Origin of the sequence: Micromonospora sp. CPCC 205539 (genome assembly GCF_036906815.1) — a bacterium.
Taxonomy (GTDB): domain Bacteria; phylum Actinomycetota; class Actinomycetes; order Mycobacteriales; family Micromonosporaceae; genus Micromonospora.
The window spans coordinates 80,000-99,923 of record NZ_JBAKHW010000012.1; the positions used below are offsets into that span (position 1 = coordinate 80,000).

14 protein-coding genes are annotated in these 19,924 nt (G+C 72.0%); 5 read left to right on the top strand and 9 right to left on the bottom strand.

All coding sequences use genetic code 11. The features are described 5' to 3' along the window. Window positions 1-6 precede the first annotated feature (6 nt). The 8 genes from V6V47_RS13050 to V6V47_RS13085 all read right to left on the bottom strand — a co-directional run bounded on the left by V6V47_RS13050 (window position 7) and on the right by V6V47_RS13085 (window position 12,030). Entirely contained in the window at window positions 7-2,016 is a 2,010-nt protein-coding gene (locus V6V47_RS13050; RefSeq protein WP_334628439.1) for an FAD-dependent oxidoreductase, read from the bottom strand. Window positions 2,017-2,115: 99 nt separating this feature from the next. Beyond that, window positions 2,116-2,796 carry a response regulator gene (locus V6V47_RS13055; protein WP_334628440.1) on the bottom strand — a complete coding sequence of 227 codons (681 nt, stop codon included), beginning with the start codon at window positions 2,794-2,796 and terminating at the stop codon, window positions 2,116-2,118. Then, the gene (locus tag V6V47_RS13060; RefSeq protein WP_334628441.1) at window positions 2,793-5,342 is read right to left on the bottom strand and encodes a sensor histidine kinase; all 2,550 of its coding nucleotides are present in this window, start codon (window positions 5,340-5,342) and stop codon (window positions 2,793-2,795) included. The genes V6V47_RS13055 and V6V47_RS13060 overlap by 4 nt, the downstream gene beginning before the upstream one ends. 61 nt (window positions 5,343-5,403) lie before the next feature. Continuing rightward, on the bottom strand, window positions 5,404-6,285 hold the full coding sequence (locus V6V47_RS13065; protein WP_334628442.1) for a potassium-transporting ATPase subunit C: 882 nt from the start codon (window positions 6,283-6,285) through the stop codon (window positions 5,404-5,406). Continuing rightward, window positions 6,285-8,492: a potassium-transporting ATPase subunit KdpB gene (gene kdpB, locus V6V47_RS13070; RefSeq protein ID WP_334628443.1), complete on the bottom strand. Its 2,208-nt coding sequence runs from the start codon at window positions 8,490-8,492 to the stop codon at window positions 6,285-6,287. The genes V6V47_RS13065 and kdpB overlap by 1 nt, the downstream gene beginning before the upstream one ends. 20 nt (window positions 8,493-8,512) lie before the next feature. Beyond that, a complete protein-coding gene (gene kdpA, locus V6V47_RS13075; RefSeq protein ID WP_334628444.1) occupies window positions 8,513-10,168 on the bottom strand; it encodes a potassium-transporting ATPase subunit KdpA in 1,656 nt (551 codons plus the stop codon). Further along, on the bottom strand, window positions 10,168-10,257 hold the full coding sequence (kdpF, locus tag V6V47_RS13080) for a K(+)-transporting ATPase subunit F (RefSeq protein WP_036390805.1): 90 nt from the start codon (window positions 10,255-10,257) through the stop codon (window positions 10,168-10,170). Before kdpF ends, kdpA begins: the two co-directional genes overlap by 1 nt. A 732-nt stretch (window positions 10,258-10,989) precedes the next feature. Next, window positions 10,990-12,030 (bottom strand): TRM11 family SAM-dependent methyltransferase, encoded by a 1,041-nt coding sequence (locus V6V47_RS13085; protein WP_334628445.1) that lies wholly within the window; start codon window positions 12,028-12,030, stop codon window positions 10,990-10,992. Between the two features lie 72 nt (window positions 12,031-12,102). On the opposite strand from V6V47_RS13085, the gene V6V47_RS13090 reads away from it, so the two are divergent. Continuing rightward, window positions 12,103-12,981 carry a zf-HC2 domain-containing protein gene (locus tag V6V47_RS13090; RefSeq protein WP_334628446.1) on the top strand — a complete coding sequence of 293 codons (879 nt, stop codon included), beginning with the start codon at window positions 12,103-12,105 and terminating at the stop codon, window positions 12,979-12,981. A 168-nt stretch (window positions 12,982-13,149) separates the two neighbouring features. Here the strand turns inward: V6V47_RS13090 and V6V47_RS13095 are convergent, their stop codons facing one another. Continuing rightward, window positions 13,150-13,794, bottom strand: coding sequence for a TetR/AcrR family transcriptional regulator (locus V6V47_RS13095; RefSeq protein WP_334628447.1), 645 nt, complete (start codon window positions 13,792-13,794; stop codon window positions 13,150-13,152). A 353-nt stretch (window positions 13,795-14,147) separates the two neighbouring features. On the opposite strand from V6V47_RS13095, the gene V6V47_RS13100 reads away from it, so the two are divergent. From V6V47_RS13100 to V6V47_RS13115, 4 genes are all read left to right on the top strand, one after another. Further along, window positions 14,148-15,164, top strand: coding sequence for a peptidoglycan recognition protein family protein (locus V6V47_RS13100; protein ID WP_334628448.1), 1,017 nt, complete (start codon window positions 14,148-14,150; stop codon window positions 15,162-15,164). A gap of 141 nt (window positions 15,165-15,305) precedes the next feature. Next, the gene (locus V6V47_RS13105; protein ID WP_334628449.1) at window positions 15,306-16,472 is read left to right on the top strand and encodes an acyl-CoA dehydrogenase family protein; all 1,167 of its coding nucleotides are present in this window, start codon (window positions 15,306-15,308) and stop codon (window positions 16,470-16,472) included. Then, window positions 16,462-17,676 (top strand): acetyl-CoA C-acetyltransferase, encoded by a 1,215-nt coding sequence (locus V6V47_RS13110; RefSeq protein WP_334628450.1) that lies wholly within the window; start codon window positions 16,462-16,464, stop codon window positions 17,674-17,676. The genes V6V47_RS13105 and V6V47_RS13110 overlap by 11 nt, the downstream gene beginning before the upstream one ends. Window positions 17,677-17,690: 14 nt before the next feature. Then, complete coding sequence (locus V6V47_RS13115) at window positions 17,691-19,859, top strand: 3-hydroxyacyl-CoA dehydrogenase NAD-binding domain-containing protein (RefSeq protein ID WP_334628451.1); 2,169 nt, start codon at window positions 17,691-17,693, stop codon at window positions 19,857-19,859. The last annotated feature ends 65 nt before the right edge of the window (window positions 19,860-19,924 follow it).

The following is a 19,924-nucleotide window of genomic DNA, read 5'->3' on the forward strand; positions in this document are numbered from 1 at the left end:
CGCAGGTCAGGCGCGGACGAAGCGCACCGCGTCGGCGACCACGTAGCCGTCGGTGTCCTCGGTACGGATCAGCACGCTCCCGTCGCTGCCCGCCGTGAACGGGTAGGTGCCCAGCGCCACCCACTGGCCGCCGGCCTGCCGCTGGTCCACGGTCCGGGTGACCAACCCGCCGGAGTACGCGATGTCCACCGGCACGTTGGTCGCCCGGTTCGGGTGCGCGGTCCAGCGCAGGTGCACCGTCCACGAGCCGGTGGCCGGCAGCGTCGGACGGAACCGCAGCCGGTTGACCCCCTTGGCGGTGTTGCCGTCGTGCTCGTAGTCCGCGCCGTAGTAGCCGCCGATGTCGATGCTGCGCACCCACGTGCCGGCTCGGGTGATCCCGCTGGCCGCCGCGTTGTCCAGGATCACGTCGCCGGTCGTCCCCCACTCCAGCACCGCGCCGTCCTGGCGCAGCCGGGCCTGGAGGGCAGGCACGGACACCGCCTGCACGGCGAGGCTCCCGGCGAGCGCCAGGGACGCCGCGGTGGCCGCCGCCTGCCCGAGGATCATGAACACCGGCTCCATCCGGATCGAGCCGTACGCGATGTGGCTCGCCGAGAGGCAGACCGGCACCAGCAGGTTGGCGCACTGGGCCTGCTGCGGCACGATCGAGCGGTAGCTCACCGGGTAGGGCGCGGGCACCCCGACCTGCACGTCCCCCTCGTTGCGCACCTTGCCGTCGACCACCACGCGCTGGCAGTTGTGCGAGTCCATCGTGTAGCTGGCCAGCCCCACCGAGTCGGTGGCACGGACCCGGCCCCGGCAGTCGTGCTCGGTCATCACGTACCCGGAGACCATCCGGCGCGCCTCGCGGATGTAGAGCAGCGGCGGCCAGCCACCGGTGGTGGTGAACTCGTCGATCGGCAGCCCCCAGCGGGCGGTCGAGTCGCGTACCGACGCGGGCAGCCGGGGATCGTTGGCCAGGAACCACATGAGCCCCTGCTGGTAGGTCCGGTGCTCGGCGATGATGCTCTCCCGCGCGGGCCAGCTCGCCGTCGGGTACGCGTAGTTGAAGCCGATGTTGTCGGTCGAGACGGCCCCGTTGTTGTTGGAGTCGGTCTTGCCGCCACCGATCGAGTGGGTCGTGAAGTACGGCCCGGTGTAGCCCGCCTGGATGTGTCGTAGCAGCAGCTCGTACCGTATCGGGTCGTAGCCGGACGGCTTGGCGAACGGGATCCGGTTGGCCGCCTGGGTCAGGCACATCCGGAAGCAGTACGCCTGGATCCGGTCGTCGCCGCTGCCCTGCGGCGCGAGTGGGGTGCTGGAGATGCCCGGCAGCAGTCCGCTGCCCGGTGAGCCGGCCGTGACGTACGGGTCCACCGGGTAGGCGAACTGGTGGGTGTTGCGGGACTGCACACCGTTGATCGTTTCGCCGTAGGTGCTGTTGGACTCCCGTCCGATGGTGAACCCCACCCCGGCCATGGCCAGCAGGTCCCCCTCGTAGGTGGCGTCGACGAACACGCCGCCCCGATAGATCGAGCCGTCCTCGGTGCGCAGCTCGGTGATCCGGGTGCCGCTGCGGCCGAGGCTGGCCAGCCGCGCGTTGGTGACGACCGGGACGCCCGCCTCGGCGAGCAGGTCGGCGAAGACGGCGGTGGCGATGTGCGGCTCGAAGGTCATCCGCAGCGGCGAGGTCGAGGTGACCGTCCCGCCGTGGTACTTCACGTACACCCGGCGGTAGAACTCGGCGGCCAGGCCGCCGATCGCGGCCTGCACGCCGGTGTCGGTGGCGCCCAGCCCGGCGGTGCTCAGTCCTCCGACGTGGCTGGTCGGCTCCACCACGACGGCGGTACGCCCGAGACGGCGCATGGTGATCGCGGCGGCGAGCCCGCCGGAGGTAGCGCCGTAGACGACCAGGTCGGCGGTGGTGACGGCGGCCAGGGCGGGGCCGGCCCGGAACGGGTCGGTGAGACCGGCCAGGACGAGGCCGGCACCGCCGGCGGTCAGCAGCCGACGGCGGGACAGGGGCAGAGACACGCGGGCTCCCGAGGGGTAACCGGAATGGGGACGGTTACAGAAGCACGCCGCTGCCGCTGCGAACGAAATTCTTCAATCTCCGCCGGCGGGTGTCAACCGTCAGGGGCGGTAGCGGTAACCCATGCCGGGCTCGGTGATCAGATGCCGGGGGCGGGCCGGGTCGTCTTCCAGCTTGCGCCGGAGCTGGGCCAGGTACTGCCGCAGGTAGTTGGTCTCGTTCTGGTACTCCGGCCCCCACACGTCCTGGAGGAGCTGCCGTTGGCTGACCAGCTTGCCGGGGTGCCGCAGCAGCTTCTCCAGCACGCTCCACTGGATCGGCGTCAGCTTGACCTCGGTGCCGTCGTCCCGCACGACCGTACGGTCGGCCAGGTCGACGGTGTGCTGACCGATCCGCAGCGCGGGGACCGTCTCGCTGGGCGCGCCGAGTCGGCGGGTCACCGCCCGGATCCGGGCCAGCAGCTCCTCCACGCCGAACGGCTTGGTGACGTAGTCGTCCGCGCCGGCGTCGAGGGCGGCGACCTTGTCCTCGCTGCCGGCCCGGCCGGAGAGCACGATGATCGGCACGGCGGTCCATCCGCGCAGGCCGCGGATCACCTCCACGCCGTCGATGTCCGGCAGACCGAGATCGAGGACGACCAGGTCGGGCGGGTGGCTGGCGGCGGCCTTCAGTGCGGCGGCCCCGGTGTCGGCGACGTCCACGTCGTACCGGCGGGCCCGCAGGTTGATCCGCAGGGCCCGCAGGATCTGCGGTTCGTCGTCGACGACCAGGATGCGCGTCATTCCTGCGGCCCCTCCGAGGTGGTCTGCGCCGCGGCGGGCAGCCGCAGCACCATGGTGAGCCCACCGCCGGGGGTGGTCTCCGGGGTGATGCTGCCACCCATCGCCTCGGCCAACCCCCGGGACAGCGCCAGCCCGAGGCCGACGCCGGTCTGGTTGTCCCGGTCGCCGAGGCGCTGGAACGGCAGGAAGACGTGCTCCCACTGGTCTTCCGGAATGCCCGGTCCACGGTCGATGACCCGCAGCTCCACCTGGCCGGCGTGCGCGCTCGCCGTGACGGTGGGCGGCTGGCCGGGTGGGCTGAACCGCAGCGCGTTGGCGATGACGTTGACCAGCACCCGTTCCAGCAGGCCGGGGTCGGCGGTGGCCGCCGGCAGGTCGGCCGGGATGTCGGTGCCGACGGTCGCGGCCACCGGGCCAAGTTCGTCCAGAGCCAGGGGTACGGCGTCCTCCAGGCCGATGGCGGTCGCCGTGATGCCGAGGACGCCGGCCTGAAGCCGACTCATGTCCAGCAGGTTGCCGACGAGGCGGGCGAGCCGGTCCAGCGACTCCTCCGCGGTCTCCAGCAGCTCCTCGCGGTCCTGCTCGTCGAACTCGATGTCGTGGCTGCGCAGGCTGGTCACCGCGGCCTTCGCCGAGGCCAGCGGCGTACGCAGGTCGTGGCTGACGGCGGCGAGCAGCGCGGTCCGCATCCGGTCCGCGGCCGCGAGGGGCCGGGCCGTGGCCGCCTCCTCGGCCAGCCGTTCCTGGCGGAGCGCGATGGCCGCCTGGGCGGCGAACGCCTCGACGATCCGCCGGTCGGCGGCCTCCAGCCGTCGACCGCTGAGCACGACGGTGATCCGCTCGTCGACCGGCACCGAGGTCTCGCCGTCGTCGGGCGTGCAGGCGGGCCGGTCGCCGACGCTGGCGACCACGCACCACGCGTGCTCCTCCCGGGCCCGGGCCGGCCGACCGCTGGCCTCCTCGGCCAGCTCCAACACGCTCACCGCCCGCAGGCCGAAGGTCTCCCGCAGCTGGTCGAGCAGCGCCGGCAGTGGCCGCTCGCCGCGCAGCACGCCGCCGGCGACCGTGGCCAGGGTCTGCGCGTCGGCGGCGGCCCGTGCGGCCTCCCGGGTACGGCGGGCCGCCACGTCGACGACCCAGCTCACCGCGACGGCCACCCCGACGAAGACGGCCAGGGCGAGCAGGTTGTCCACCTCGGCGATGGTCAGCGTGTGGTGCGGCGGGGTGAAGAACCAGTTGAGCAGCAGCGAGCCGCCGAGCGCGGCGACCAGGGCCGGCCACAGCCCGCCGACCAGCGCGACCCCGACCACCCCGGCGAGGAAGAGCAGGATGTCGCTGGTCAGGGTGAGGTCGGGCAGCGTGAGCAGCAGGAGGGTCAGCAGCGGTACGCCCAGCCCGGCCAGCGCGAAACCGAGCAGTCGGCGGCGCCGGGACAGTGCCGCCGGCATCGCGGCGCGTCGACCTCGGCCGGCCTCGGTGTGGTTGACCAGGTGCACGTCGATCGCGCCGGAGAGCGCGGTGGTGGTCACCCCGACGCCCCGGGCGAAGATCTGCGCGAAGCGGCCCCGGCGGCTCGCGCCGAGCACGAGCTGGGTGGCGTTCACGCCGCGGGCGAAGTCCAGCAGCGCCGCCGGCACGTCGGTGCCGAGCACCTGGTGGTAGGTGCCGCCCAGGCTCTCCACCAGCACCCGCTGGCGGGCCAGTTGGGCCGGATCAGCGCCGGCCAGCCCGTCGCTGCGGGCCACGTGCACGGCGAGCAGATCGGCGCCCTTGCTGCGGGCCGCGACCCGAGCGGCCCGCCGGATCAACGTCTCGCCCTCTGGGCCGCCGGTCAGCGCCACCACGACCCGTTCCCGGGCCTCCCAGGTGGCCGCGATGCCCTGCTGGCTGCGGTACCGGTCGAGCTGCTCGTCGACCTTGTCGGCCAGCCAGAGCAGGGCCAGCTCACGCAGCGCGGTGAGATTCCCGACCCGGAAGTAGTTGCCCAGCGCCGCGTCGATCTTGTCAGGTCGGTAGATGTTGCCGTGTGCCATCCGTCGGCGCAGCGCCTCCGGGGTCATGTCGACCAGCTCGACCTGCTCGGCGGCGCGGACGATCTCGTCCGGCACGGTCTCGCGCTGGGTGGTGCCGGTGATCTGCGCGACGACGTCGTTGACCGATTCGAGGTGCTGCACGTTGACCGTGGTGAGCACGTCGATCCCGGCGTCGAGCAGCTCCTGGACGTCCTGCCAGCGCTTCTCGTGCCGGGAGCCGGGCACGTTGGTGTGCGCCAACTCGTCGACCACCGCGATCTCCGGCCGGCGGGCCAGCACCGCCTCCAGGTCCATCTCGGTGAACTCGGCGCCCCGGTAGCTGATCGTGCTGCGGGCAACCTGCTCCAGGTCGCCGAGCATGGCCGCGGTGTGCTGGCGGCCGTGGGTCTCCACGAAGCCGATCACCACGTCGGTGCCGCGCGCTGCCCGCCGCTGGGCCTCCTCCAACATGGCGTACGTCTTGCCGACGCCGGGGGCGGCCCCGAGATAGATGCGCAGTTCTCCGCGTGGCACGGGACCATCCTCTCCGATCAGCCCGGAAGGGCCCCCTGTTCAAGGGCCCTTCCGGACGTACTCAGCGCGTCGGGAACTGCTTGTCCAGCGCGAGGTTGAGCTCCAGCACGTTCACTCCCGGCTCGCCCATGAAGCCGAGCGACCGGTTGGCGGTGTGCTCGTCGATCAGCCGACGCACCGCCGCCGGGTCCGCGCCACGCTCCCGCGCGACCCGGTTCACCTGCAACTCGGCGTACGCCGGGCTGATGTGCGGGTCGAGCCCGCTGCCGCTGGCCGTGACGGCGTCGGCCGGCACCGCCGGGTCGGCGGGGGCGTCGCCACGGATCGGGGTGACCACCCCGCCGTCGGCCACGTAGTCCTCGCCGGGCTGGGCCAGCTCGACTGGCACCCCCTGGTACGAGGCGAGGAACGGGGTGGCCGGGGCGGCCTGGTTGACGCTGACCACGCGGGTGACCCGGCCGGTCAGTCCGTCGGCGCGGAAGACCGCGAGCACGGCTCCCACCCCGTCGGTGGTGCAGAAGGGGCGCCGACCGTCGACGCCGTCCAGCTCGCCGACCGCTTTGCTCCGACCACAGACCTGGGTGAGCAGGCTTTCGCTGGCCTCCTCCGGGTCGGTGGCGAGGGTGTCCACCACGCTCTCCGGGCCCAGGTTGCTGGCCGAGGTGGAGGTGGGGTCGTAGCCGTCGCCGGCTGCGGACGGGCGGGACTGGAAGTAGCGCGGGACGGGGTTGCCGTCGGCGTCGGTGAAGGACTGGCCGATCAGCGTGCTGCCGACCGTCGTACCGCCCGAGTGGATCAGCGAGCCGTCGGCCTTGTGGTCGAGGCCGGGCAGCTTGCCGACCGCGACCAGGGCCAGTGGGTAGACCAGCCCGAGCAGCACGGTGAAGACGAGCACGGCGCGCAGGGCGGCGAGGTGTTGGGCGAGCCAGTTGGGTAGGCGCATCACGAAATCCCCGGGATGAACTGGATGAGCAGGTCAATGATCTTGATCCCGATGAACGGCACGATGATGCCGCCCAATCCGTACAGCAGCAGGTTGCGGCCGAGCAGCTTCGACGCGGAGGCCGGCCGGTACCGCACGCCGCGCAGGGCGAGCGGGATCAGCGCGATGATCACCAGGGCGTTGAAGATGACCGCGGACAGGATCGCCGACTCCGGGCTGGACAGCCGCATGATGTTCAGCGCGTCCAGGCTCGGGTAGAGGCCGGCGAACATGGCCGGGATGATCGCGAAGTACTTCGCGATGTCGTTGGCGATGCTGAAGGTGGTCAGCGCGCCCCGGGTGATCAGCAACTGCTTGCCGATCTCCACGATCTCGATGAGCTTGGTCGGGTCGGAGTCGAGGTCGACCATGTTGCCGGCCTCCTTGGCGGCCGACGTACCGGTGTTCATGGCCACCCCGACGTCGGCCTGGGCGAGCGCCGGCGCGTCGTTGGTGCCGTCGCCGGTCATCGCGACCAGCCGGCCACCCTCCTGCTCCCGCTTGATCAGCGCGAGCTTGTCCTCCGGCGTCGCCTCGGCCAGGAAGTCGTCCACCCCGGCCTCGTCGGCGATCGCCTTCGCGGTACGCGGGTTGTCGCCGGTGATCATCACGGTCCGGATGCCCATGCGGCGCATCTCGTCGAACCGTTCCCGCATCCCGGACTTGACCACGTCCTTGAGGTGGATGACGCCGAGCGCCCGAGCCGGTTCGCCGTCGATGTGCTCGGCGACGACCAACGGGGTGCCGCCGGTGCTGCTGATCCCGTCCACGATCTCGCCGACCTGCTCGGTGGGGTGCCCGCCGTTCTCGCGTACCCACTTCATCACCGCGGCGGCGGCGCCCTTGCGGACCCGGCGCGCCGATCCGGCCGCCCCGGCGTCCACGCTGGCCTCGGGGGCCAGGTCGACGCCGCTCATCCGGGTCTGTGCGGTGAACGGTACGAAGGTGGCGTGCGGCATCACCCCGGGCTCGCGCTCGCGCAGCCCGAACTCGTTCTTCGCCAGCACCACGACCGAGCGTCCCTCGGGGGTCTCGTCGGCCAGGCTGGACAGCTGCGCGGCGTCGGCCAGGGTCGCGGCCGTCACCCCCTCGACCGGCACGAACTCGGCTGCCTGCCGGTTGCCCAGCGTGATGGTGCCGGTCTTGTCCAGCAGCAGGGTGTTGACGTCGCCGGCCGCCTCGACGGCCCGACCGCTCATGGCCAGGACGTTGCGCTGCACCAACCGGTCCATACCGGCGATGCCGATGGCGGAGAGCAGCGCGCCGATGGTGGTCGGGATGAGGCAGACCAACAGCGAGATCAGCACCACTCCGGTGACACCGGAGTCGGTGATCGCGCCGCTGTCCGGCGCGGCCGCCTGGAACGCCTTGGAGAAGATGGCCAGCGGCTGGAGGGTGACCACAGCCAGCAGGAAGATGATCGTGAGCGCGGCGAGCAGGATGTTCAGCGCGATCTCGTTCGGCGTCTTCTGCCGGTTGGCGCCCTCGACCAGGGCGATCATCCGATCGATGAAGCTCTCGCCCGGCTTCTGGGTGATCTTTACGACGATCCGGTCGGAGAGCACCTTGGTGCCGCCGGTGACCGCGCTGCGGTCGCCGCCGGACTCCCGGATGACCGGGGCGGACTCGCCGGTGATGGCCGACTCGTCGACGCTGGCGATGCCCTCGACGATGTCACCGTCGCCGGGGATGGTCCCGCCCGCCTCGACCAGTACGAAGTCGCCCTGACGCAGCTCCGGCGCGGGCACCGCCTCGTCGCGGTAGGTGTTGGCCCGGGCCCCGGGCTTCCAGTCGATCAGCCGGGTGGCGATCGTGTCCTTCTTCGCCTGCCGCAGCGCGGCGGCCTGGGCCTTGCCCCGACCCTCGGCGACCGCCTCGGCCAGGTTGGCGAAGAGCACGGTCAGCCAGAGCCAGACGGTGATCGCCCAGGCGAACACCGACGGGTCGGTCACCGCCAGGACGGTGGTGAAGGCCGCGCCGATCTCCACGATCAGCATCACCGGATTGCGCCACATCGTGCCCGGGTTGAGCTTGCGCAGCGCGTCCGGCAGGGACCGGAGCATCTGCTTGGGGTCGAGCAGGCCCCCGCCGACCCGGTTGCCCTGGGTGGCCGGGGTACCGGGCGTCGGTTGTTCGCCGGTCCCGGATGTCACAGAGGTGACGGACATGTCCTCGTTCCTCATGATGGTCACAGCCCCTCAGCCAGCGGGCCGAGCGCGAGTGCGGGCAGGAAGGTCAGCGCGACGAGGACCACCGTGACGCCGACGACCATGCCGATGAACAGCGGTCGGTGCGTCGGCAGAGTGCCCTCGGACGCGGGGGTGGGCGCCTGGCGGGCCAGTGATCCGGCCAGTCCGAGCACGAAGATGATCGGAAGGAAGCGGCCGAACAACATGCACAACCCGAGCGCCGTGTCCCACCACGTGGTGTTCACGGTGATGCCGCCGAAGGCCGAACCGTTGTTGTTGCTGGCCGAGGTGAACGCGTAGAGCACCTCGGAGAGGCCGTGCGGCCCGACGTTGAGCGCGGTGGAGTTGTTGCCGGTGGCGAACGCGGCAGCCGTACCGACCAGCACCAGGATCGGCGTGATCAGGAAGTAGAGCGAGGCGAACTTGATCTCCCGCGCCCCGATCTTCTTGCCCAGGTACTCCGGGGTACGGCCAACCATCAGACCCGCCACGAAGACCGTGATCACCGCGAGGATGAGCAGGCCGTACAGCCCCGAACCGGTACCACCCGGCGCGACCTCGCCGAGCATCATGTTGAACATCGTCATCATGCCGCCGAGCGAGGTGAACGAGTCGTGGAACGAGTTCACCGCACCGGTCGAGGTCAGCGTCGTCGCGGCGGCGAAGGTGGCCGAGTTCGACACGTCGAACCGAACCTCCTTGCCCTCCAGCGCCGCGCCGACCGCCTGCGGCACGGTGCCGTGCCCGGTCAGCTCGAAGATGTTGGTGAGGGCGACGCTGACGAACGCCAGGATCCCCATCACCGCGGCGATGGCGTACCCCTGCCGGTTCTGCCCGACCATCCGGCCGAAGACCCGGGGCAGGCTGAAGGGGATCAGGAAGATCAGGAAAATCTGGAGCCAGTTCGTCCACGAGGTCGGGTTCTCGAACGGGTGGGCGCTGTTGACGTTGTAGAAGCCGCCACCGTTGGTGCCCAGCTCCTTGATCACTTCCTGGCTGGCGACCGGACCACCGGTGATGGTCTGGGTGCCGCCGGTCAGCGTGCTCACGTCGGTGCCGCCGGAGAGGTTCTGCACCACCCCGCCGATCATCAACGCGAGGGCGCCGAGCACCGCGATCGGCAGCAGGATGCGCAGCGTGATCCGGATCAGGTCGACCCAGAAGTTGCCGAGCTGCCCGGTGCGGCTCCGGGCGAAGCCGCGCACCAGCGCGACCGCCACCGCGATACCGACGGCTGCGGAGACGAAGTTCTGCACCGCCAGACCGGCCATCTGCACCAGGTGGCCCATCGTCGACTCACCCGAGTACGACTGCCAGTTGGTGTTGGTCACGAACGAGACGGCGGTGTTCCACGCGCCGTGCGGCACCACCGGGTCGAAGCCCAGCGACAGCCACAGGTGGTTCTGCACCCGCTGGAACAGGTACAGGAAGAGGATCGAGACGGCAGAGAACGCGAGCACGCTGCGGGCGTACACGCCCCAGGTCTGCTCGGCGGCCGGGTTGACCCCGACCAGCCGGAAGATGCCCCGCTCGATCCGCGACTGCTTGGTGCCGGCGACCGCCCGGAACATGTAGTCGCCGAACGGCTTGTAGACGGCGACCAGGGCCGCCACCAGCGTCAAGATGAAGATGACGCCCGCTGTTGTCATGGTCATCAGAAGCGCTCCGGAAACAACAGGGCGAACACCAGGAACGCGCCCAGGACGATCGCGAGCACCAGACCGACGGCGTTGACCGCGTTCACAGCTTCTCCACCGCCCGGACCACCAGGGCGAGCACTGCGAACAGCGCCACCGTCAGGACCACGAACACCACGTCAGACACGCTGACTCCTCAGCCGGAAAGGTTCGTCGCGACCGCCTTCCGGTCGCGCCGGGCAATCAAAGCCCCACCACCCGCCGGACGGCAGGGGTCATAACGCGACCATGACGGCGGCGATCCCTTTCTTGACGTGGTTTTCACACCTGCCCACTGAACAGGTGAAATGCGGCACAGACCCACCAAGGACCCGCCCGACCGGCCAAGGCTCGCCCGACCCGCCCGACCCGCCCGACCCGCCCGGCTCGCCCGGCCCGCCCGGCGCAGGCGCGCGCGGGCGCGCCACCACCCCCGAGCTTCGTCGATCTAGGGCGAATCGTCGCTCAGGGAGATCGACTTACCGTGATCTGACCTAGATCGACACGGCTGTGAGGCCGGGGGGCGCGGGCGGGGCGGGGCGCGCGGCGCGGGGACGCGGCGCGGGGGCGCAGCGCGGGGACGCAGCGCGGAGGCGCAGCGCGGGGACGCAGCGCGGAGGCGCAGCGCGGGGACGCAGCGCGGGGACGCAGCGCGGAGGCGCAGCGCGGGGACGCAGCGCGGAGGCGCAGCGCGGAGGCGCAGCGCGGAGGCGGCGCGGAGGCGGCGCGGAGGCGGCGCGGAGGCGGCGCGGAGGCGGCGCGGAGGCGGCGCGGAGGCGGCGCGGGCGGGGCGGGGGCGGTTAGGCCGGTCGGCGGGCCACCAGTACGTCACGCATGATCGACTGGTCCACCCGGTGCCGCAGCGCCAGGTAGGGCTCCGCGTCGACCACGGTCAGGCCGGCCGCGTCGAGCGCCGCTGCGGCGTCGTCCCGGCTGGCGACGTGGGTGTTCCAGGAGATGCCGAGAGCGCCGCCGGGGCGCAACAACCGGGCCCAGACCGGCGCGGCGTCCGCGAGCAACGCCAGCGGATCCCGGGTCAGCCCGTGCTCGGCGGTACGGCTGCCGTGCTGCACGCCGTACGGGGCGTCGGCGACGATCAGGTCGACGGTCTCCGGGCGGAAGAATTCCCCCGAGCGGGTCGTGTCGGCGTTGACCACATCTAGCAGCTGCGTCTGGCCGGCCTTGTGCTCCTCGCGGGTCGGCGCCAGCTCGATCCGCACCCGGCGACCGACCACCTTGCGTTCGCGCCGCACCGGCCCCGACTCCAGCACCCGGTGCTTGACCCGCTTCTGCTTCAGCCAGGTGGTGATGAACGTCCGGTACGCCTCGACGTCCTTCTGGTCGCGCTCGATCCCGGCGGCGTCGAACCCGTACATCAGGGCCTGGTTGAGGGTGGTGCCCCGACCGCAGAGCGGGTCGAGCACCCGGAACCGCCGGCTGGTCAGCTCGCCGGCCCAGTCCGAGGCGAGCAGGGTGACGTTGAGCAGCAGCTTGGTGAACTGCTCGTTGGTCTTGCCGGGGTACTTCTGGATGGTGAGCAGGTCGTCGTCGTAGCGGTCCAGTCGGCTCCACTCGATCGGCCGCAGCAGCTCGCCGACGATCTCGAACAGCGCGTACCCCGCGGAGAGGTTGCCCAGGACGGCCAGGTCACGTCCGGTCAGCCCGTCGCCGGTGAAGGTGACGTAGGACGCCCCTCCGACGACCTCGGTTTCCAGCTCGCCGATCCGGCCGTCCAGCGCCGAACGGCCGAAGATCTCCAGCTCGGCCCGGGTGAGGTCGACGGCGGAGCGGGCGTACACCCGGTTGGTGGCGGGCAGGATCAGCAGGCCGTAACGCGTCATGATCCGGCGAGTATTCCACAACCCGCCCCGGTCGCCGGGAACCGGAGCGGTCGCTGGAGCGACTACCGGTACATGGGGTGTGAGCAGTGGCGGGAGGTCCTGTCCGCGCAGTTGGACGGGGAGGAGACCGCCGCCGAACTGGCGGCGGTGCAGGGGCACCTCGACGGGTGTGCCGAGTGCCGGGCCTGGTTCACGGCCGCGGCCGCGGTGACGCGTCGGGTTCGTACCCGGTTGGTCGCCGATGTGCCCGACCGCACCGCGGCGATCCTGGCCGCCGTCGCGGCCGAGCCGACCCGCCGACCGCGGTGGCGGCGCCTGGCCGGCGGTGGTCGGCTGGTGGCCGGCCTGCGCGCGGTGCTCGGGCGTGGTCGGTTGGTCACCGGGCTGCGCGCGGCGCTGGGGTTGCTCGGCGCGGTGCAGTTGGTGCTCGGCCTGGCCCAGGTGGGCCGGGGCGCGACCGCCGACCACCTGCACCCAACCGGCCAGCACCTGTGGCACGAGTCGGCCGCGTGGAACGTGGCGGTGGGCGCCGGCTTCCTCTTCGTCGCGGTACGCCGCAGCCCGCCCGCCGGGCTGCTGCCGATGCTCAGCGCGTTCGTCGGTACGTTGCTGCTGCTCTCGGTCAATGACCTGGCCACCGGCTCGGTGGGCGGGGAGCGGTTGGTCAGTCACGGCTTCCTGGTGGTCGGTTACCTGATCACGGTGGTGCTGTCCCGGCCCGGTATGCGCCCCGGTGGACCCGCGCCGCAGCGGCAACCGGCACCGTCACGCTGGCGGTTCGGGGCCGACGAGGTGGACCGGCCGCTGCGGGTCGTTCGCCCCGAGTCGTACCCGGCGCAGGCCGCCGACCGCTACGCCGCACCGGCGGCGCGTGCTGGTCACGCCGCACCGGCGGCGCGTACCGAGCGCTCCGCTGGTGCCGGGCAGGCCGGTGGACGCCGCGCCGCCTGAGCGTCGGCGGCCTCGACTGGAGCGTCGCCAGCCCGGCACTCGGTCCAAGGTGTCGGACGTACCCGCCGCCGCACCAGTCCGAAGCCCGACACCGGTGGGCAGCGAGGGTGATGCGTGGGTTCCGTCAGCGGCGGCGCGACCATCCAGGCCAGCGCAGGGTCGGACAGCTCAAGCGGGCGGCGCCGGCCGGGTCGGATCGCCGACGGCCTGCGGGATGACCTGTTCGACGATGGTCAGCAGGGTGGTGGCGAGCAGCAGGTGCACCTGGGCGCGGGTCAACGCGCCGCGCTGGAGCCACTCCCGGGCGGTCGACGTGGCCAGCCCGCCGTACGCGCGAGCCATGGCACGCAACTCCTCCCGGTGCCCGCCCTCGCCGGCCAGGCCGACGGCGACGAGCATGCGGTCCGCGGCGACCTCCTCGGCTTCGGCGAGCACCCGCTCCACGTCGGCGTCGCCGCCCATCCCCCGGGCGGTGACCGCCGCCAACCATGAGGTGCTGTGTCGCGACACCACGTCGAGAAACCAGGAGACGCTCGCGTCGACCCGGGTCCGCAGGTCACCCTTGGGCAACCGCTCGAGGGCGACCTCCGGGATGGTCACCATGACGCGGACGACCTCCAGATAGAGGTCCTTCTTCGCACCGAAGTAGTGGTTGACCAAGCCGCGAGCGACACCCGCCTCCCGGGCGACGTCGGTGGTCGACACGTCCGCGTACGGGCGTTCGCCGAACAGCCGGACCGCGCAGGCCAGGATCTGCCCCCGCCGGGCGTCCGGCTCCAGACGGCGGCGGCGCGGAGCCGTCTCGACACTCATCTGCCCGACCCTATCGAGCACTCCGGCGTCGGCCACCCGCCCTCACCTTGATCAGGTGATGAAAAGTAGGTGCCAGGACGGCCACCGTTCGAGCGGCCTGCGGTGATCCACCTTCTGCTCTACCCTTGCCACGCATCAGTGACAGTCCGACCAGCGCGGCCGCAACGCCATGCCATCGGACAGGATCAACTGGGTAAGGGAGCGAAGCCTTGGTTTCTCGACGTCGATTGTTGTCTGGCGCGGCCGGCGCGGCCGTCGGCCTGTCGGCCGCCGGTACGTTCGGTGGGTCGGTGACAGCGGCCCCGTCCACCTCCACAGTGACGGCGCCGCTCGCGGCCCGCCGTGGTCGACTGATGAGCCGAACGGTGGTGACCGCACCGGCCATCCCGTTGACTCACCTGTCTGTCGCGCACAGCGGCCCGGCGGCGGCGGTACGCCTTCGTACCGGCAAGGGGTGGAGCGACTGGCTGGAGATCAGCGCGTGCCCGAACGGTCGGGACGGTCGGACGGTGTCGGCCCGGTCGGACATCGTGGTGGCCAACGGCGCCACCGGATACGAGGTCCAGGTCGGCGACGGCTCGGCGGCCACCGTTGTCGAGCTGAACATGGTCGACGGGGCTCGGCAGACGATCGCGAACGCCCAGACGAACAGCCTTCCACTGCCGCCCGGCATCCGGCGGCAGCCGACGTACCTGCCCCGGGCCGGCTGGGGAGCTGACGAGTCGCTGCGGCTCGGCCCGAACGGCAGCGTGCTGTGGCCGGGCGAGTTCTATCCGGTGCAGACGCTGACGGTCCACCACAGTGGGGTGTACGAGCACAACGAGGACCCCGATCCGGCGGCGACGATTCGCGCCATCTACTACGACCAGTGCGTACTGCAGGAGTTTGGCGACATCGGCTACCACCTGTTGATCGACGAGGCCGGACGGGTCTACGAGGGTCGCTACTCCGACCCGGGGCCGCAGCCGGTCTACGGCCCGGGGGTCGGCAGCGACGGTCGGCCGCTCATGGTCAACGCGGCGCACGTGGGCGGCTACAACGCGGGCAACATCGGCATCTGCCTGCTGGGCCGGTACACGTCCCGCCTGCCCAGCCTCGCCACGCAACGGTCCCTGGCCGTCGTCCTGGCGGGGCTCAGCCACACGAGTCGACTCAACCCCACCGGTCGGACCGGATACGTCAATCCGGTCAGCGGAGCGGGTGGCAACGTGGCCGTCATCTCGGGCCACCGGGACTGGGCGAGCATCGGGGCCGATCCGACGGAGTGCCCAGGCGACTACCTCCACCCGTACCTCGGCGAGCTACGTCAGGACGTGGCCACTCTGGCCGCGACGCGCCCGACCCCGCCGCCGAGGCCGCCGAGGCGCTAGCTCGCAGCCCTGCCACGCCGCCCCCCACCAGCGCGCCCGCCGCGCTGCTGGGGGGCGGCGCTGCATACTGCCCGCCGCGCCCTCGGGGCTGCTGGTCGCGACTTATTGACATGCCGCCAACAGCGCGCGAGGGTGGTGCACATGCCGACGCCCCCGCTCGACGGTTCCCCCTCAGCCTGGCGCGAGCCCGAGCACGACGACCTTGCGGACCTGGCCCGCACCTTCTTCACCAAAGAAGTGCTACCGCACACCGATCGCCTGCTGGCGCAGGGCCATCCGGACCGCGAGCACTACCGGCGCGCCGGTGAGCTGGGGCTGCTCGGTCTCTCCGTCCCGGAGGAGTACGGCGGCGGGGGCGGTGGCTTCACCCACGAAGCGGTCATGCTGCACGAGCAGGCGTACACCGGGGAGAGCAGCCTCGGTCTGGCCGTGCACAGTGGCATCGTCACCGGCTATCTGGTCGCGTACGGCAGCGAGGAGCAGAAGCGACGCTGGCTGCCCGGGCTGTGCAGCGGCGAGTTGGTGGGCGCGATCGCGATGACCGAGCCGGACGGTGGCTCGGACGTCCAGGCGATCCGTACCCGGGCGGCCCGCGACGGCGACGACTACCTGGTCAGCGGGGCGAAGACGTTCATCACCAACGGCGCGTTGGCCGACCTGATCATCGTGGCCGTGAAGACGGACCCCGAGCAGCGGGCCGCCGGCGTCTCCCTGCTGGTCTGCGAGGTCGGCGGCGATCCAGCCGGGTTCCGCCGGGGTCGGCTGTTGTCCAAGATCGGGTTGCACGCCAACGACACCGCCGAGCTGTTCTTCGACGAGTTCCGGGTGCCGGCGGACAACCTGCTCGGCGGCGCCGAAGGGCTCGGTTTCATCCAGCTCATGCAGCAACTCCCGCAGGAACGCCTGGTGATCGGTGTCGGCGCGGTGGCCGTGATGGAACGGGCCATCGAGCTGACCGTCGCGTACACCAAGGAGCGCACGGCCTTCGGCAAGCCGCTGATGGGGCACCAGAACACCCGGATGGTGCTCGCCGAGTGCGCCACGCGTACCCGGGTCAGCCGGGTCTTCCTGGACGACTGCATCGTCCGGCACGCGCGCGGTGAGCTGGACGTGGCGACGGCCGCCATGGCGAAGTGGTGGCTCACCGACGGGCAGTGCGAGGTCGTCGACCGGTGCCTGCAGCTCTTCGGCGGCTACGGCTACACCACCGAGTACCCGATCGCCCGGATGTACGCCGACGCCCGCGTCCAGAAGATCTACGGCGGCACCAACGAGATCATGAAGGAGCTGATCGCCCGTGTCCTCTGAGGCGTACGTCTATGACGCGGTCCGCACCCCGCGCGGACGCGGCCGGGACACCGGCGCGTTGCACGGGGTCAAGCCGATCTCGCTGGTCGTCGGCCTGATCGACGCGCTGCGCGAGCGCAACCCCGGCCTGGACGTCAACCGGCTGGAGGACCTGCTGCTCGGCATCGTCACCCCGGTGGGCGAGCAGGGCGGCGACCTGGCCCGGGCTGCCGCGCTGCTGGCCGGGCTGCCCGACCAGGTCGGCGGGGTGCAGCTCAACCGGTTCTGCGCCTCGGGGTTGGAGGCGGTCAACGCCGCCGCCGCGCGGATCCGCTCGGGCTGGGAGCATCTGCTGCTCGCCGGCGGGGTGGAGTCGATGTCCCGTGTGCCGATGGGCTCCGACGGAGCAGCCTGGGCCACCGATCCGCAGACCGCGCTGGCCACCTCGTTCGTGCCGCAGGGCGTCAGCGCCGACCTGATCGCGACGCTGGACGGCTTCACCCGCGACGACGTGGACGGCTACGCGCTGCGCTCGCAGGAACGCGCCGCCAAGGCGTGGGCCGGCGGGCACTTCGCGCGCTCGGTGGTGCCGGTACGCGACGGCAACGGGCTGGACATCCTCACCGTCGACGAACACCTTCGCCCGGAGACCACCCGGGAGGCACTGGGCCGGCTCACCCCCTCGTTCGCCACCATGGGCGAGGCGGCCGGCTTCGACGCGGTCGCGTTGCAGAAGTTCCACTGGCTGGAGGCGATCGAGCACGTCCACCACGCCGGCAACTCCTCCGGCATCGTGGACGGCGCCGCGCTGGTGTTGATCGGCTCGGCTGAGGTCGGGCGAGACCTCGGCCTCACCCCGCGCGCCCGGATCGTCGGCGCGGCGGTCAGCGGGGCCGATCCGACGCTGATGCTGACCGGGCCGATTCCGGCGACCCACAAGGCGCTCGCCGCCGCCGGTCTGACGCTCGCCGACATCGACCTGTTCGAGATCAATGAGGCTTTCGCCGCCGTGGTGCTCAAGTACGTCCGCGATCTGGGCCTGGACCCGGACCGGGTGAACGTCAACGGCGGCGCGATCGCCCTCGGGCACCCGCTCGGCGCCACCGGCGCGATGCTGCTCGGCACCGCTCTGGACGAGTTGGAGCGCCGCGACCTGCACCGCGCCGTCGTGACCCTCTGCATCGGCGGCGGCATGGGCGTCGCCACCGTTCTCGAGCGCTGCTGACCCGGGGGAAGATCATGACCAACACCATCCGGTACGACCGCGGCGCCGACGGCATCGTCACGCTCACCCTGGACGACCCCGACCAGTCCGCCAACACCATGAACCGGGCGTACGCCGCGTCGATGAGCGCGGTGCTCGATCGGCTGGAGGCCGAGCGCGACGGGCTGACCGGGGTCATCGTGACCAGCGCGAAGTCGACCTTCTTCGCCGGCGGTGACCTGCCCGAGATGGTCAGGGCGACCCGCGCCGACGCCCCCGCGCTGGCCGAACTGCTCGGCACCATCAAGCGCGACCTGCGCCGGCTGGAGACGCTGGGCCGGCCGGTGGTCGCCGCGGTCAACGGCTCGGCACTCGGCGGCGGCCTGGAGATCGCCCTCGCCTGTCACCACCGGGTCGCGCTGGACGCGCCCGGTTCCCGGCTCGGGCTGCCCGAGGTGACCCTGGGCCTGCTGCCCGGCGCCGGCGGCGTCACCCGGACGGTACGGATGCTGGGCCTGGCCGGGGCGCTGACCACGGTGCTGCTCACCGGCCGGCGGATGCGCCCGTCCGACGCTCTGGCCGCCGGGCTGGTCGACGAGGTGGTGGCCACCCCGACGGAGCTACTGGACCGGGCCCGGGCCTGGATCGCCACCAACCCGAGCCCGACCCAGCCCTGGGACCGACCGGACTACCGGATGCCCGGCGGCACCCCGGCGAGTCGATCGCTGGCCGCGCAGCTGCCGGCCTTCCCGGCCACCCTGCGCAAGCAGCTCAAGGGGGCCCGGCTGCCCGCACCGGAGGCGATCCTCGCCACCGCCGTCGAGGGCGCGCAGGTCGACCTGGAGACCGCGTTCACCGTGGAGACCCGGCACCTGATCGGCCTGCTCACCGGGCAGGTCGCCAAGAACATGATCGGCGCGTTCTTCTTCGACCTGAAGGCGGTCAACGGCGGCGCGGCCCGACCGGCCGGGGTGGACGTCGCCCCGGTGCGCCGGGTGGCGGTGCTCGGCGCCGGCATGATGGGCGCGGGCATCGCGTACGCCTGCGCTGTTGCCGGGTTGGACGTGGTGGTCCGGGATGTCTCGCCGGAGGCCGCGGGCCGGGCCCGGGAGCACGCCGAGCGGCTGCTGGCCCGACGGGTACGCAAGGGCCGCACCACGGAGGCGGACGCCCGAGCGGTGCTGGAGCGGATCACCACCACCGACCAGGTGGACGCGCTCGCCGGCTGCGACGCGGTGATCGAAGCGGTCTTCGAGGATCCGGAGCTGAAGCGGACGGTGTTCGCCGAGGTGCTGCCGGTGCTGGCACCGGACGCGCTCCTCGCCTCGAACACCTCCACCCTGCCGATCACCGCGCTGGCCGCCGGAGTGGACCGGCCGGCCGACTTCATCGGCATGCACTTCTTCTCCCCCGTGGACCGGATGCCGCTGCTCGAGATCGTGGTCGGCGAGCGGACCGGCGACGCCGCGCTGGCCCGGGCGTTCGACCTGGCCCGACGGATCGGCAAGACTCCGATCGTGGTCAACGACGGCCGGGGCTTCTTCACCAGCCGGGTGATCGGCAGGTTCATCGACGAGGCGGTCGGGATGGTCGCCGAGGGGGTGCCGGCCGCCTCGGTGGAGCAGGCCGCCCTCCAGGCCGGCTACCCGACCGGGCCGTTGGCGCTGGCCGACGAGGTGAGTCTCACCCTGATCCAGCGCATCCGCCGGCAGTTCGAGGCCGCCGGCGAAGGTTTCCTGCCGCTGCCCGCGCACCGGCTCGTCGACGAGCTGGTCGACGCGTACGACCGGCCGGGGCGCGCCGCCGGACGCGGCTTCTACTCGTACGCGGACGGCACCCGCGGCCGGCTGTGGACCGGTCTCACCGAACTCACCACCGACACCGGCCGGGCGGTGCCGTTCACCGACCTCCAGGAGCGGATGCTCTTCGCCGAGGCGCTCGACGCGCTGCGCTGCCTCGACGAGGGCGTTCTGCGTACCGAGACCGACGCCAACATCGGTTCGATCTTCGGCATCGGATTCCCGGCCTGGACCGGCGGGGTGATCCGCTACGTCCGGCAGTACGCGGGCGGGCCGGCCGGCTTCGCGGCCCGGGCGACCGAGCTGGCCGCCCGCTACGGCGACCGGTTCACGCCCCCCGCGGACCTGGCCGAGCGGCTCGCCTCCCCGGCCACCGACCGCACCGAACCGGCAGGCGTCGCGTGACGGCGTCCAGCAGCCCGTCCGGGGCGGCGGGCGGCGAGTCGGCAGGGTCGGCGCGCGGCGGGCCG

What these genes read in the sequence shown, in the direction of transcription:
- V6V47_RS13095 (WP_334628447.1), bottom strand. Translation starts at nt 13,794, where the DNA reads ATGAGTGTCGAGACGGCTCCGCGCCGCCGCCGTCTGGAGCCGGACGCC.
- V6V47_RS13090 (WP_334628446.1), top strand. Translation starts at nt 12,103, where the DNA reads ATGGGGTGTGAGCAGTGGCGGGAGGTCCTGTCCGCGCAGTTGGACGGG.
- V6V47_RS13100 (WP_334628448.1), top strand. Translation starts at nt 14,148, where the DNA reads ATGAGCCGAACGGTGGTGACCGCACCGGCCATCCCGTTGACTCACCTG.
- V6V47_RS13085 (WP_334628445.1), bottom strand. Translation starts at nt 12,030, where the DNA reads ATGACGCGTTACGGCCTGCTGATCCTGCCCGCCACCAACCGGGTGTAC.
- V6V47_RS13115 (WP_334628451.1), top strand. Translation starts at nt 17,691, where the DNA reads ATGACCAACACCATCCGGTACGACCGCGGCGCCGACGGCATCGTCACG.
- V6V47_RS13105 (WP_334628449.1), top strand. Translation starts at nt 15,306, where the DNA reads ATGCCGACGCCCCCGCTCGACGGTTCCCCCTCAGCCTGGCGCGAGCCC.
- V6V47_RS13055 (WP_334628440.1), bottom strand. Translation starts at nt 2,796, where the DNA reads ATGACGCGCATCCTGGTCGTCGACGACGAACCGCAGATCCTGCGGGCC.
- V6V47_RS13065 (WP_334628442.1), bottom strand. Translation starts at nt 6,285, where the DNA reads ATGCGCCTACCCAACTGGCTCGCCCAACACCTCGCCGCCCTGCGCGCC.
- kdpB (WP_334628443.1), bottom strand. Translation starts at nt 8,492, where the DNA reads ATGTCCGTCACCTCTGTGACATCCGGGACCGGCGAACAACCGACGCCC.
- kdpA (WP_334628444.1), bottom strand. Translation starts at nt 10,168, where the DNA reads ATGACCATGACAACAGCGGGCGTCATCTTCATCTTGACGCTGGTGGCG.